7 protein-coding genes and 5 pseudogenes are annotated in these 13333 nt (G+C 60.8%); 9 read left to right on the top strand and 3 right to left on the bottom strand.

From position 1 onward, the window contains the following. The first annotated feature begins 49 nt into the window (after window positions 1-49). The 6 genes and pseudogenes from nifK (at window position 50) to NKL04_RS20400 (ending at window position 6364) form a co-directional block, all read left to right on the top strand. Window positions 50-1591, top strand: a complete 1542-nt coding sequence (gene nifK / locus NKL04_RS20425; RefSeq protein WP_023703021.1) for a nitrogenase molybdenum-iron protein subunit beta — start codon at window positions 50-52, stop codon at window positions 1589-1591. Between the two features lie 56 nt (window positions 1592-1647). Further along, window positions 1648-3138 carry a nitrogenase iron-molybdenum cofactor biosynthesis protein NifE gene (gene nifE, locus NKL04_RS20420; RefSeq protein WP_023703022.1) on the top strand — a complete coding sequence of 497 codons (1491 nt, stop codon included), beginning with the start codon at window positions 1648-1650 and terminating at the stop codon, window positions 3136-3138. Window positions 3139-3147: 9 nt separating this feature from the next. Then, window positions 3148-4530, top strand: a complete 1383-nt coding sequence (gene nifN / locus NKL04_RS20415; RefSeq protein ID WP_023703023.1) for a nitrogenase iron-molybdenum cofactor biosynthesis protein NifN — start codon at window positions 3148-3150, stop codon at window positions 4528-4530. Beyond that, a pseudogene (nifX, locus tag NKL04_RS20410) lies at window positions 4496-4992 on the top strand (nitrogen fixation protein NifX). The gene nifN and the pseudogene nifX overlap by 35 nt, the downstream one beginning before the upstream one ends. 17 nt (window positions 4993-5009) lie before the next feature. After that, entirely contained in the window at window positions 5010-5489 is a 480-nt protein-coding gene (locus tag NKL04_RS20405; protein ID WP_023703025.1) for a NifX-associated nitrogen fixation protein, read from the top strand. Next, entirely contained in the window at window positions 5489-6364 is an 876-nt protein-coding gene (locus NKL04_RS20400) for a response regulator transcription factor (RefSeq protein WP_023703026.1), read from the top strand. The genes NKL04_RS20405 and NKL04_RS20400 overlap by 1 nt, the downstream gene beginning before the upstream one ends. A gap of 1079 nt (window positions 6365-7443) precedes the next feature. Here NKL04_RS20400 and NKL04_RS32150 read toward each other — a convergent pair. Continuing rightward, window positions 7444-7719 (bottom strand): transposase, encoded by a 276-nt coding sequence (locus NKL04_RS32150; RefSeq protein WP_023703029.1) that lies wholly within the window; start codon window positions 7717-7719, stop codon window positions 7444-7446. Then, window positions 7719-8255: pseudogene (locus tag NKL04_RS32145) on the bottom strand (IS91 family transposase); the annotation flags it as partial. The gene NKL04_RS32150 and the pseudogene NKL04_RS32145, both read right to left, overlap by 1 nt. A gap of 1427 nt (window positions 8256-9682) precedes the next feature. Here NKL04_RS32145 and NKL04_RS20390 point away from each other — a divergent pair. From NKL04_RS20390 to NKL04_RS20380, 3 genes and pseudogenes are all read left to right on the top strand, one after another. Next, window positions 9683-10270, top strand: coding sequence for a pyridoxal-dependent decarboxylase (locus NKL04_RS20390; protein WP_245271487.1), 588 nt, complete (start codon window positions 9683-9685; stop codon window positions 10268-10270). 295 nt (window positions 10271-10565) lie between these two features. Further along, window positions 10566-11044, top strand: a pseudogene (locus NKL04_RS20385) (IS66 family transposase); the annotation flags it as partial. 433 nt (window positions 11045-11477) lie between these two features. Beyond that, window positions 11478-12583, top strand: a pseudogene (locus NKL04_RS20380) (transposase). A gap of 303 nt (window positions 12584-12886) precedes the next feature. Here NKL04_RS20380 and NKL04_RS20375 read toward each other — a convergent pair. Beyond that, window positions 12887-13031: pseudogene (locus NKL04_RS20375) on the bottom strand (transposase); the annotation flags it as partial. Between the last annotated feature and the right edge of the window lie 302 nt (window positions 13032-13333).

The raw sequence follows: 13333 nt of genomic DNA, 5'->3' as shown, positions 1-13333 counted from the left end.
CGTCCCTGTGCCGCCGTATGGCGGACCAGATGCAAAGAGGTAACCGCCCATGCCGCAGTCGGCTGAAAAAGTTCTCGACCACGCGCCCCTGTTCCGCGAGCCGGAATACAGGCAGATGCTCGCGGAGAAGAGGCTGAATTTCGAATGTCCTCACCCGGACCAGGTCGTTACCGACCAAGGCGAATTCACCAAGACGTGGGAATACCGCGAAAAGAACCTTGCTCGCCAAGCCCTTGTCGTGAACCCCGCCAAGGCCTGCCAGCCGCTCGGCGCGGTGTTCGCGGCCGCAGGCTTCGAGCGAACCATGTCCTTCGTCCATGGCAGCCAGGGCTGCGTGGCCTATTACCGCTCGCACCTGTCGCGCCATTTCAAGGAGCCTGCTTCGGCGGTTTCCTCCTCGATGACCGAGGACGCGGCAGTGTTCGGCGGCCTGAAGAACCTGGTCGATGGGCTCGCCAACACGTACCAACTCTACGACCCAAAGATGATCGCCGTCTCGACCACTTGTATGGCGGAGGTCATTGGCGACGATCTGCACAGCTTCATCGAGAACGCCAAGGACGAAGGCTCGGTCCCGCGCGACTTCGACGTGCCTTTCGCCCACACTCCGGCCTTCGTCGGCAGCCATGTCGACGGCTATGACGTTACGGTCAAGGGCATTTTGGAGCATTTCTGGAAAGGGGAGGAGCGAACGGAAGCCGAGGGGACCATCAACGTCATTCCGGGCTTCGACGGATTCTGTGTTGGCAACAACCGGGAACTCAAGCGCCTGCTCGACCTGATAGGCGTATCCTACACCTTCATCCAAGACGCCTCTGACCAGTTCGACACGCCGTCCGACGGCGAATACCGCATGTATGACGGCGGCACGAAGATCGAAGACGTGAGGAAGGCACTCAACGCCGAGGCGACGCTGTCGCTGCAGCATTACAACACCCGAAAAACACTGGAGTATTGCGAGGAGGCCGGACAGGCGACGGCCTCGTTCCATTACCCGCTCGGCGTCCAGGCGACCGACGACTTCCTGATGGAGGTCTCCGCGATTTCCGGCAAGCAAATCCCCGAGGCAATCCGCCTGGAGCGCGGCCGACTTGTTGACGCCATGGCGGACAGCCAATCCTGGCTGCACGGTAAGAAATACGCCCTTTACGGCGATCCGGACTTTGTCTACGCCATGGCCCGCTTCATCATGGAGACGGGCGGCGAGCCGACCCATTGCCTTGCCACCAACGGCACGTCGGCATGGGAAGCGGAGTTGAAGGAACTGCTTGCATCATCGCCCTTCGGCAAGGATGCTCAAGTCTGGGCCGGCAAGGACCTCTGGGCGATGCGCTCGCTGCTCTTCACCGAGCCGGTGGACCTGCTGATCGGCAACTCCTATGGCAAGTATCTGGAGCGCGACACCGGCACGCCGCTGATCCGGCTGACGTTTCCGATCTTCGACCGCCACCATCACCATCGGTTTGCGCTGATGGGCTACCAAGGCGGGTTGCGCGTGCTGACGACGATCCTCGACAAGATCTTCGACAAGCTCGATCGCGAGACCAGCGAGACGGGCGTGACGGACTATTCGTATGACCTCACCCGCTAAGCTTGACGGTCGGCTTTGGCCGGTCGTCTTCCCGAGGGACTTTGGAGACCGACGCAATGTCCTTGCTCAGAGCCAAAATCCAGGATGTCTTCAACGAGCCTGGCTGCGAAAAGAACCGCGGCAAGGATGCCAAGGCGCGCAAGGAGGGCTGTTCGAAGCCACTGATCCCCGGGGCGGCGGCCGGCGGCTGTGCCTTCGATGGCGCCAAGATCGTGCTGCAGCCGATCACCGACGTCGCACACCTGGTCCATGGGCCGCTCGCCTGCGAGGGCAATTCCTGGGACAACCGCGGTGCGGCTTCGTCCGGGCCAACGCTGTGGCGCACGAGCTTCACGACCGACCTCACCGAACTCGATGTTGTCATGGGGCAGGGCGAGCGGAAGCTCTTCAAAGGGATCCGCGAGATCAAGGAAGCGTATGGGCCGCCGGCGATCTTCGTCTATCCGACCTGCGTGACGGCGCTGATCGGCGACGACATCGACGCCGTCTGCAAGCGCGCGGCGGAAAAGTACGGCTTGGCGGTTGTACCGGTCAATGCGCCGGGCTTCGTCGGCTCCAAGAATCTCGGCAACAAGCTTGCCGGCGAGGCGTTGCTCGAGCATGTCATCGGCACGCTCGAGCCCGACGATGCCGGCCCTTACGACATCAACATTCTTGGCGAATTCAACCTCTCGGGCGAATTCTGGCTGGTGAAGCCGCTGCTGGATCGGCTCGGGATCCGGGTGCGCGCCTGCATTCCGGGTGACGCCCGTTACGTCGACATTGCCTGCGCGCACCGCGCCCGGGCGGCTATGGTGGTGTGCTCGACCGCGCTCATCAATCTCGCCCGCAAAATGGACGAGCGCTGGGACATCCCGTTTTTCGAGGGCTCCTTCTACGGCATCACCGATACCTCGGATGCACTCCGGAACATCGCTGAGCTGCTCGTAAAGCAGGGTGCTGATCCGGAGATCCTCGGCCGCACCGAGGTATTGATTGCAGAGGAAGAGGCGATCGCCTGGAAGAAGCTAGCGGCCTACCGGCCGAGGCTCGCAGGCAAGCGCGTGCTGCTCAACACCGGCGGCGTGAAGTCCTGGTCGGTCGTCCATGCGCTGATGGAGATCGGGATCGAGATCGTCGGAACCTCTGTCAAGAAGTCGACCGTCGAAGACAAGGCGCGCATCAAGCAGATCCTCAAGGACGACAACCACATATTTGAGCAGATGGCGCCGCGCGAGCTCTACGCCATGCTCTCAGAACGCAAGGCGGATATCCTGCTGTCGGGCGGGCGCACGCAATTCATCGCGCTGAAGGCCAAGACACCCTGGCTCGATATCAACCAGGAGCGCCAACACCCTTACGCCGGCTATGACGGCATGGTGGAACTCGTACGCCAGATCGACATCGCCATTCACAATCCGATCTGGGCGCAGCTGCGGGAGCCGGCACCATGGGATTGCCAGCCAACGGTGAGGGAGGAACGGCCGCGCACGAGAAGCGAGACCGCGACTTTGCATGTTGTCCAGGAATTCGCCGGCACAACGGCCAACGATTTCGGCGAGTGTTGAGGAAAGCCGATGGGCCGCATCCTTCCCCAGACCAAAGCGGCGGCGGTCAATCCGCTGAAGTCATCGCAGCCGTTGGGTGCCGCCTTGGCCATTCTTGGCGTCGACGGCGCGATGCCCTTGTTCCACGGCAGCCAAGGCTGCACCAGCTTCGCGCTCGTGCTCTTCGTGCGACATTTCAAGGAAGCCATTCCCTTGCAGACAACCGCGATGGACGAGGTGGCAACGATCCTCGGCGGGGCAGACCATCTGGAAGAGGCGATCCTCAACCTCAAGGCCCGCACAAAGCCAACGCTGATCGGGGTTTGCACGACCGCGCTGGTGGAAACCCGGGGCGAAAACTGCGCAGGAGATATCGCCAATATCGGGCTGAAGCGCACCAAAGAGCTCGCGGGTACGGAGGTGGTGCTGGCCAACACGCCAGATTTCGATGGTGCGATCGAAGAGGGCTGGGCCAAAGCTGTCACCGCGATGATCGAAGGGATTACACGGCCCGGCGAGCAGGCGCGGCAATCGAAGAAGATCGTGATCCTGCCTGGCTGGAACCTCACTGTGGCTGACATCGAGCATTTGCGTGAGATGGTTGAGAGCTTTGGACTGAAACCGGTGATTTTGCCGGACGTCTCCGGCTCGCTCGACGGTACGGTGCCCGACCGTTGGGTCACGACCACCTATGGCGGCACCAGCGTCGAGGATATCCGCGAGCTTGGCACGGCTATGCAATGCGTCGCCATCGGTGAGCATATGCGCCGCCCGGCCGAGCTGCTGCACAGGTTAACCGGCGTACCTTACGTGCTGTTTCGGTCGCTGACTGGATTGAAGGACGCAGACCGGTTCGTCTCGCACCTATCGGCGGTTTCGGGCGCGGCGGCGCCGGCTGGGGTACGCCGTCGCCGGGCGCAGTTGCAGGACGCCTTGCTCGACGGACATTTCCACTTTGGAGGTAAGAAAATTGCGATCGCTGCTGAACCAGACCAACTCTACCAACTCGCGAGCTTCTTCATCGGCATGGGCTCCGAAATCGCGGCGGCGGTCACAACGGCCGCTATGTCGAAAATTCTGGAGGAAGTGCCGGCGCAGTCGGTTCAAATCGGCGATCTCGGCGATTTGGAAGCGCTTGGCGCCGGCGCTGATCTTCTCGTTACTCATTCCCACGGCCGCCAGGCGGCCCAGCGCCTCGGCATTCCGCTCATGCGGGTCGGCTTCCCGATCTTCGACCGGCTCGGGGCCCAGCACAAGCTCACAATCCTCTACCAAGGGACCCGCGACCTGATCTTCGAGGTCGCCACCATTTTCGAAGCCAACGGGCGCGCGCCGACGCCTGAGGCGCTTGATCCACTCCGTAAGCGGGAAATGCCAGATGAGCTCCGTCCGTCGCCTCTCGCTCGTCACTGACCAGGTTCACGCACCGACGCCGGAACGTCAGGCCGGCGCATTGCGCGTGGCCATCGCCACGCAGGACATGAAGAACCTCAACGCCCATTTCGGGTCGGCCAGGCGCTTTGCTGTCTACGACGTGATGCGCGAGGAGTGGAATCTCGTGGAAGCCGTGGCCTTCGATGATGTTTCCGACGAGAGCGGGAAGCACCGAACTGAGGGCGACGACCGCATCACCCGAAGGTGGAAGCGCTAAAGGGCTGCCATCTCCTGTTTTGTCTGGCGATCGGCGGACCTTCGGCAGCCAAACTTGTTTCCGCAAAGATCCATCCGATCAAAGTGCCGCAGCCCCAGACCATCCAAGAGGTGCTGTTGCGCACGCAGATGATGCTCAGGACGTGTCCTCCCCCTTGGCTGCGCAAGGTGCTGGCGCAGGCAGGTGTCGCTGATCAGAAACCCTCCCTCGAGGACGAAAGCTGAAATGAGGAGTGGGCGAAATGTTTGAAGCCGCTGTTGGCCCTGCCGCCACCGAGGACGAGGCGGCCCTTGCCACCCCGTTCGTCAAATGCCTCGTGCGGCTGATCCGTGCCAATGATTCCCACGGGTCATGGGAAGGCAAATCGGACGCCGAGCTGCTGGGCGACTTCATCATCACCAGGGAACAGCGCCGTGCAATTCCAATCATCGGCGATCCCGATCCGGACGTGCTGTGGAGGCTCGATAAGTTCTACACCGCCGTCGGGCTTGCGATTGAGGAACGCTCCGGCCTGATGGCATGCCCGATCATGGAGATGAGCCATGAGGGCTTCGGGCGCGTGCTTTTCACGGCCGGGCGGTTGGTCGTTCTGTCGAAAACCCTGCGCGACGTCCACCGGTTCGGTTTCGAGACGTTCTGGAAACTCGCCGCGGCCGGTACTCAACTGGCCGGCGACGCCACCGCAGCCATTGAGGCTTATCCCGAGGTGGCGCGGGCGTGATGGAACCGATTTTTGATCAAGCGGATCATGTCAGGCTCGAGGACATGCGATCGCCAGCCCTCTCAATCGAGGCAGTCGAGGCCGATGTGGTTCTTGGGGTAGCGCTGATGAAGCCACTGGTCCTGATCTGTTCGCAAGATGCGGAGTTGTGTCTGTACTACAGCCACATTCTGGGGGTGGATGGCTTCAGGATTGAACTGGCCAGAAGCGTGGAGGAAGCGCTGGCATTAGCCAGTGAACGGGAGCCGCAGGCCGTGGTGCTGGACTGCCAGCCGGCAAGCTCGACAGGGTCAACCATCTGTGCCCAGCTCAAGGCGGAGTTCCGGAACAGAGGCCTGCTGGTTATTGCCCTGATCGCGCCCGGCGCCGAAAACCAGCACCTCGATCTCTTGAAGGCAGGAATTGACGAGAGCTTTGTGCGGCCCTTCGGGCCGGCGATGCTGCTCGACTGTCTACGGACGAAGCTGGCGCTGCCAAAGCCGGGTTCAAACGGGATCGAAAACGGCAGCTCGCTCCGCTGTGGTAGGCTAGAGATGAACGTCGATGCCCGCCGAGTCCGTGGTAACGGCCACGACATCCACCTTGGACCGATCCAGTTCAAGCTGCTGCGGCATTTGCTCGAGACTCCCCGCATGGTGTTCAGCCGATTCGAGTTAAAGAACGCAGCTTGGGGGGAAAAGATCCATGTCGGTGAACGCACCGTCGATGTCCATATCAGCCGGATCAGAAAGGAGCTGGAGAGGACGTCGGCCGGGAGCGTCATTCGAACCATCAGGTCCGACGGCTACTCGCTGGAGGAGGCGGACGTTGAGCCTGAAGCTGACGGTGAATACGCATCGGTGCGCTGCCACTCGCTCGAGTGGCCGGACGGCTGAACAGCGAACTGATGTAGTGCCACCCCCATCTCCGTCGTGCTGAGGGCAAGTCTTGCGGCTTCGAAACGCGCCTACAGATACGACATACTTAGAAAGAAGCAGTCAGATGGCCTTCAAAAGCGTACTTAGTGTGACGGGAGTTGACCACTCCCCTCAAGATGTCAGGACAGCTGCCCGATGTCGCCTCCGCCGCTCGTGATGGTCAGCTCGGCCTCTAGGCGGTGGCATCCCCGAGTGGCCGCCTGGACAACGCTCACACGCCATTGCCGCACTGGAACAACGGTACAGGCAAAGAGATTTTCACAGGACACGGCTAGTTGGGGGAAACATCCAGGGACATTCACAAACTGCTGAAAGCCACGTGGCGGTGCTATGATGTCGATATTGCGAACTGTCATAGGGCCAGCATCGGTGACGCGGTGCGACAGTGGGCGCTCTGCAACGATCTGACAATCGTCGGCCCCGCACTTCTCAACGACATTAACGTCGGTCCTCTTGTTATCGACGGCAGCCCTGTTCGACACCGGAAAGCCGGTGCTTGTCGTGCCGGAGGGCGCTGAGGCGACTATGTCTCCAATCCGGCTGCCCTCGGCGACGCGACCCGGGCGAAGTCGCTGCGGTCCGCCGCACTGAACGAGATCAGCCAGGCCGGCGCACATTGCGTCGGATGGGGCCATTGGTGATGTGGACGCGCACCCGGCATGATCATGAGGTATCGTTCCAGAAGGGGCTCGGCGGCGCTTGTCTGCACCGCCAGATTGCGAGCGTGATCATCGGCTCTCCGCAGCATGGGCAGCGATGCGTTACCGCACGACGCTCGGCGGTGACAGCGGCGCTTCCGGCCTTCTGTGCTACATCGTCTTACTGCGGACTGGCCAGCAGCCTGCGGCACAGGTCGATCCTGACGGCGCGATGGGCATTGGTGAGGAAGCCGTAATGGCGGATGCGATGGAACATCGGGCAACGTGTGCAGGAGGAAGTGGCCGATGAACTCATGCGCATAGAGCGTCATGACCTTCGTCTTGCCGCGGTGGCGATAATCCCTCCAGCGGAACGACACCTTGTCGTCGGCCAAGCTATCAGCCGGGAATGGCAATGGCGACACCATGGGTGTAGCGGCCGAGATAGGAAAGCACCTGCTCCGGCGCAGCGAAGGGCGGCTTGGCATAGACCACCCAGTCGAGGCGGCGCATCTTGGCCAACAGGCGGGTGAAGGCAGCTGGCTCGGCCAAGCCGGCGAGATCGCCGAAGGACTTGAGGATGCCCGCGTCGAAGCCCGCCCGCAACTCTTCCAGAAAGAGGCGGCGGAACAGGCGCGACAGCACGCGCACGGCAGGAAGAACCCCGGCCTGCACGAGATCCAGCGCCTTCCATCAAGCGAGATGCCACCGGCCGGCACGATGCAATGAAGGTGGGGATGATAGTGCAGGTTCTGGCCCCAGCTGTGCAGCACCGAGATGAGGCCGATCTCGGCGCCGAGGTGCTTGGGATCGGCGGCAATGGTGCGCAGCGTCTCGGCCGCAGCCTTGAACAGGATCGTGTAGATCGCCGTCTTGTTCTGGAAGGCGATCGCGGCGGACCTCGGCCGGCAGCGTGAACACCACGTGGAAATAGGCAACGGGCAGAAGCTCGCCTGCCGTGCGGCCAGCCGGTCCCGGCATCCCTTCCGCTGACATTTGCGGCAGTGCTGGTTGCGGCAGGAGTTGTAGGCCACGCGGATCGCCCCGCAGGGCCGGCAGCCCTCGACATGGCCGCCGAGTTCGGCCGTCCGGCAGAGCTCGATCGCGCTCATCACACGCCGCTCGACACGTCCGAGATGGCCGTCATGAACCTGCCGATACGCCTCGCCATGCCGGCGCAAGATATCCGCCGCCTCCAGTCTCGCCGACATAGGCGGGACCGGTCAGCCGGCGGCACGACCTCGATGTTCAGCCGGTCGAGCGGGCTCATATTGGCCATCTCATTGCTCCTGATCCAAAGATTGCGCTTCAACAGCCGCAATCCTTCAAACAGAAAATCCGCAACCGGTCCCGCCAAATGCCGCGTCAGCGGCTTCGTTCAATTCTGAATGTCGATTGGCCCTAGAGCTCCCTCGCGTTAAGCCGTCTGCCCAGCAACCCGTAGCCGACCTGCCGACCTATTTTGGTCGGGCTTGCGACATTCTTGTCGAGCTTCGGACACAAGAAGGTTTGCGGATAGACACCACACGAAGAGAGAACGAGCGAGGCACTCGGCTATGTCAGCGACCCGAGCTCACACTTGCTGCGGATGACGTTCCCGATGAAAATCCAGTCGTCGAAGCGCTTGGCGTTAGAACCATGGCAAGCGAGATGGCGTTCTGGCGCGGACCAATAGTGTTCGCGCTTGCCGAGGATGCCGCCCCAAATCGAGATGAGACGGGATGCTGGTGGGCTCAAGATTTGATCTGCATTGCAGGCTGATCCCGGTTGGCAGACTATGGTCGCAAGGTCTGTCCAAAGACTATACCTGTTCCAGCATTCCTGGCACAACGTCTGGCAACCCACACCTACAGTCGGGTCGTCGAGCTCGCGACACGGGACTTTTCGACTTGATCCTGCTGCATCATAATTAGGTCGTTGCACCATATATAGAACTCTTTTCTGAAACCATTTCAGCCAAGTAGGCATGATTTTTGAAGCTCCTTTGTCGCCGAGGCGCCAGGAGTTGCCGAACTCCTCCCGCCGCTGACTGCGCAGACGGCCGTGGACCGCTGATGGCGCCGAAGTCGCCGCCTTGGCCTGACGGATCAGTGACGCCGCGGCTAGCTAAAGGGCGGAGGGGTCTGACCAACTTGAGTGCGCCTTGGGTCGTGCTTTGCCTGCCGTATTAATAACAGGTTGGTTTGATAGTGGAGAAAATCTATGAATGCCACATGCGAGACAGCTGCACACAAAATCGGCAACCATGACGCTATAGCTGAAAAATTACTTGAACTTCACAATACTTTCGCTGGTAGGCGCGCCAGTCACCTGGGCTACCCGTACAATCTCGAATTTGATGCCGAGCCAATCTCCGAGTTTGCCAAATTTCTAATCAATAACTTGGGTGATCCATATGTCGGTTCACACTATGCTACTGAGGTCTGCGGCTTGGAGCGCGAAGTGGTCGACTGGGTCATGCGGGTCTGGGATTGTGCTGATCCGGAAGAATATTGGGGGTCAGTGGGCGCGAGCGGAACTGAGGGTAATCTTCGGGCCATGTACCTTGCGCGCGAGACGCTTGGTGATCCGATTTTAATACACTCCACAGAGGCGCAATTCTCTCCCAAAGGCGGCGAAAATCCTCCGGATCGAGGCTTTGACGTGCGAGGCCGACGATACTGGCGCCATCTGTCCGGATGCTCTGCGGGAGGTTGTTCAGGCAAATCGCCATCGCTGCGTCATTCTCGCATTGACCTGTGGAACGACCATGAAAGGGGCGTACGATGATATCGCGTCCTGCGTCAGCGTTCTGGACCAGGTCGGGATCGATCAGAGCCGCCGCTTTGTCCACGTTGATGGAGCGCTGAATGCAATGGTCCTTCCCTTCGTTGATGGCTCGCCGAGTGGTATCCGCCCCTCCTTCCGGCACGGGATCGATAGTATGTCAACCTCGGGCCACAAGATGATCGGTACGCCAATGCCCTGCGGCGTCCTGGTAGTCCGACGCGAACATGTCCATCGAGTGGCCTCCACCGTGAGCTACTTGCGCTCCGATGATACGACCTTGATGGGTTCGCGAAACGGCCACGCTGTTCTCGCGATATGGAACCGGCTGATGCGCCTCGGTATCGCCGGTTTCCGTCATAATGCCCGAACCTGTATCTCATTGACCGCTTCGTCGGCGACTATATTGCTGAGTTGTCCTGCCATTCTTGGCAAAAGGCGTTTTCATAAAAATTCATGATGGCCGATCTGCACCAAGATAAAAGAGATGTCCCTCTGTCTCGCGCACGAATTCCCGTATCGTATTTGGCACAAAGAAGAGCGAAGGCGCGGGGGTTCTGAAAACCCTTAGATCGCCCACGTGCATGTTGCCGTAGTCCTTGAGGAAGCGAGTCGACAAAACCTCAACGAACTTGCGTTCTTCCGCTATATACATATCAAGCGACAGAAGAATGTTCTCGCCAATGCTGGTGCAATAATATTCCAGTAATTACCGCGCCCTTGTCAGGGGCAAGAATCCCTGACTCTATAGGGATATGGATCGCACTGATTTGCAGCGTCTGACGAAGGAAGAGCTGATCGATCGGGTGCTGCTGCAGCGCCAGAGAAGACATCACGCACGTCATCCAAGCCACGTTCGAGCGATCGCAAGGCGCGTCGGGTCAGGGCAAAGCCGGTGGCCCCAAGGCGGGTCATGAAGGTCACAGCCGCACCATGAGTGAGGATGCCGATCGCATTATCGGTCATCACCCCGACCAATGCCTTTGCTGCCGCGCCAACTTGTCGAGCGACCTTGCTTTGATTGAGCGCCATCGGCGTCTGGCAGTCCGTTGCCCGTCCTGCGGCACGCTGGTCGTCGCGGCGGTGCCGGGATGCGGCGAAGGGGACGCCGTTCGGGCCACGCGTGCACGCCGTAGCGACCTATCTCAAGACTTTCCAGGCCCTGTCCTACGAGCGGCTGCAGGGCGCGTTCGCGAACCTTTTCGGTCTCACCATCAGCCCGGGCGGACTGATGTGTCGTGTTGCCTCACCTAATTTCGTTACCGAGTGGACTGCAGCAGGCCGGCGTTGTTCGCAGGGTTCCTCGCTACTATGACGGAATAAGGCTCCTCTGCTACGGCTCCTCGCCTCCCCGATGCAGACCAGCCATGGCACGCCATGCTGGCCATCACGAGGTCTCCCGGTTCTCGCGCAAGGAGCGTCCATGCATGCCAGGGTCTACGACCACGCCGGGTCGGGCAGGCACTTGCGATATCGCACCCTTCCGTATTGCCTATCCGCTGGATAGATGGCGTCGGCACCCGGGATAAGATCTGTTTCGCGGCTCAATGGCTGGCCTGCATGCTCCCCTGTCAACGCTTCTCACAGCCTCACGGCTGCCGGCGCATGACTTGGGGCCAATGTGGATCGCTACTCCTTCATCGTGATGGACTTCCACCATCTGCTCCCTGCCGGTTTGTACCGGCGCTCCTATCCGTTTTGATCTTGGAGCAATCTTCGTCTCATTGGAATTAATTCAATCGAAATGGCTGATCATCTCGCTATCGCAGGGTGGCGGCGAGCAGAGGTCGAAGCATATAGTGGATGGCGGCGATGTCGGCGGCATGCTGGATCGATTTGCCGAGCTCAACAGGAAGGCGCAGGCACGGACCGAGCAGTACTTTCTCATCACCGTGATCCAGGACGCCGGGCTCGATGGCTTCTGGCCATCGCGTCCTGCAGGCCTTGGGGATCGAAGCCACGTCGTCGATCCGGCGTCGATTGCGACCTCGCGCCGGCGGCGCCGGGCAAAGACCGACAAGATTGACGGCGAGGCGCTGGTTCGGGCGTTGCTGGCCTACAACCGGGGCGAGCCGCGGGTGTGCGCGATGCTCCGGGTGCCGACGCCTGCGGAGGAAGACCGGCGTCGTATCTCGGGTGAGCGCAAGGCATTGACGAACGAGCGGATCAGCCACGTCAACCGCATTAAGGGCCTGCTGTTCAGCCAGGGCGTATCCGGGTACGAGCTGATTCGCCGCGATCGGCGAAAGCAACTGAAGGAACTTCAGACCGGCGACGGCCGGCTATTGCCTGCACATCGGAAGATGCAGATCAGCCGTGAACTCAACCGGCTCGAACTGCTGCTCGAGCAGATCAAGGCAGTCGAGGCCGCGCGCGAAGCCATACTCGCTGCCGCGCAGTTCGTCTCGCCAGCACCGGCGATGCTGCTCAACCTGAATCGCATCGGGCCTGAGTTTGCTGCTGTCTTGTGGTCGGAAGGGCTGTCGCGTCACTTTGAAACCGACGACAGGTTGCCGCCTATGGAGGCCTCGCGCGGTCACCCTGGCAGAGCAGGTCGGTCGATCACGACCAGGGGGGTTCGAAAGCCGCCAATCCAAGGCTCCGAACGACGCTGATCCAGCTCACCTTGTGGTTCGAGAACCGGGTCAAGCAGAACGGCGGCCGTCTCAAGAAGACGACGATTGTTGCGCTCGCCCGCAAGCTGCTCGTCGCGCTGTGCAAGCACGTCAACGCGGGCGTCGTCACGAGGGCCGCAGTCATGCAGACCGCCTGATGCGTTACCCTGAATCGTGCAATTTTCCGGGGCCCGATCAGTCCTGGCGAATCCAGGTGGACGAACCGAAACGTTGTTTGGCCCGAAATGCCGCTACCCAGAATGGTCCCGTCCTCCTGAGCCCTTGTCCGCCGCAAGCGGGACTGGTGCAGCTGTCTCGAGCAGCGACCGTATATAAGTTGGACCTGGCTCTGGGAACGAGCCGCGTCATGCTATCGGGCTCAGACCGTGGATACCGCAGAAAATCGACGTATAGCAAAAATGTCACCCTAGACACGTTCCGCATTGACCCTCCTCATATAAGCATCGCTGGTCCTTAGTACGGGGAAGGAGCTCATCGAGCCCATTCCAGAAGCCAAGCGCGCCGTCGCCGACGAACAAGATCGGGCGCGATCTGCAGGCCACGACGCTTGACGTCGACCAGCAGCTCGCGCCAGCTCTGTGCGCTCACGAATGCCGGTCTGGAGCCGAGCAGCTCCTCGGATATGAAGTTTTCATCGTTGATCGGCACCGCGAGCCAGCGGCAATACCAGCTTCGCTAATGGCGCGCAGCTGTCCTACTCATTCGTCGCTCCCTTGCGTCGCCGGACACGCTCGCCAAGCTCCCGGGCCTGATGCTGTCATCGGCAGCGCCGATCCGGATTCGGCCGACATACGATGCTGCCTTCATCCGCTGGGACTGAAATTTCTGGCGGCCTGCAACGATCAAATGGTCGCAGAGGCTGACGCGTCCACAATTGGCGTTAGGCG

It is taken from the genome of Mesorhizobium sp. C264A, from assembly GCF_040324515.1.
Classification (GTDB): Bacteria; Pseudomonadota; Alphaproteobacteria; order Rhizobiales; family Rhizobiaceae; genus Mesorhizobium.
The sequence above is the reverse complement of the archived record's forward strand: the minus strand, read 5'-3'. Positions and strand labels throughout refer to the sequence as shown.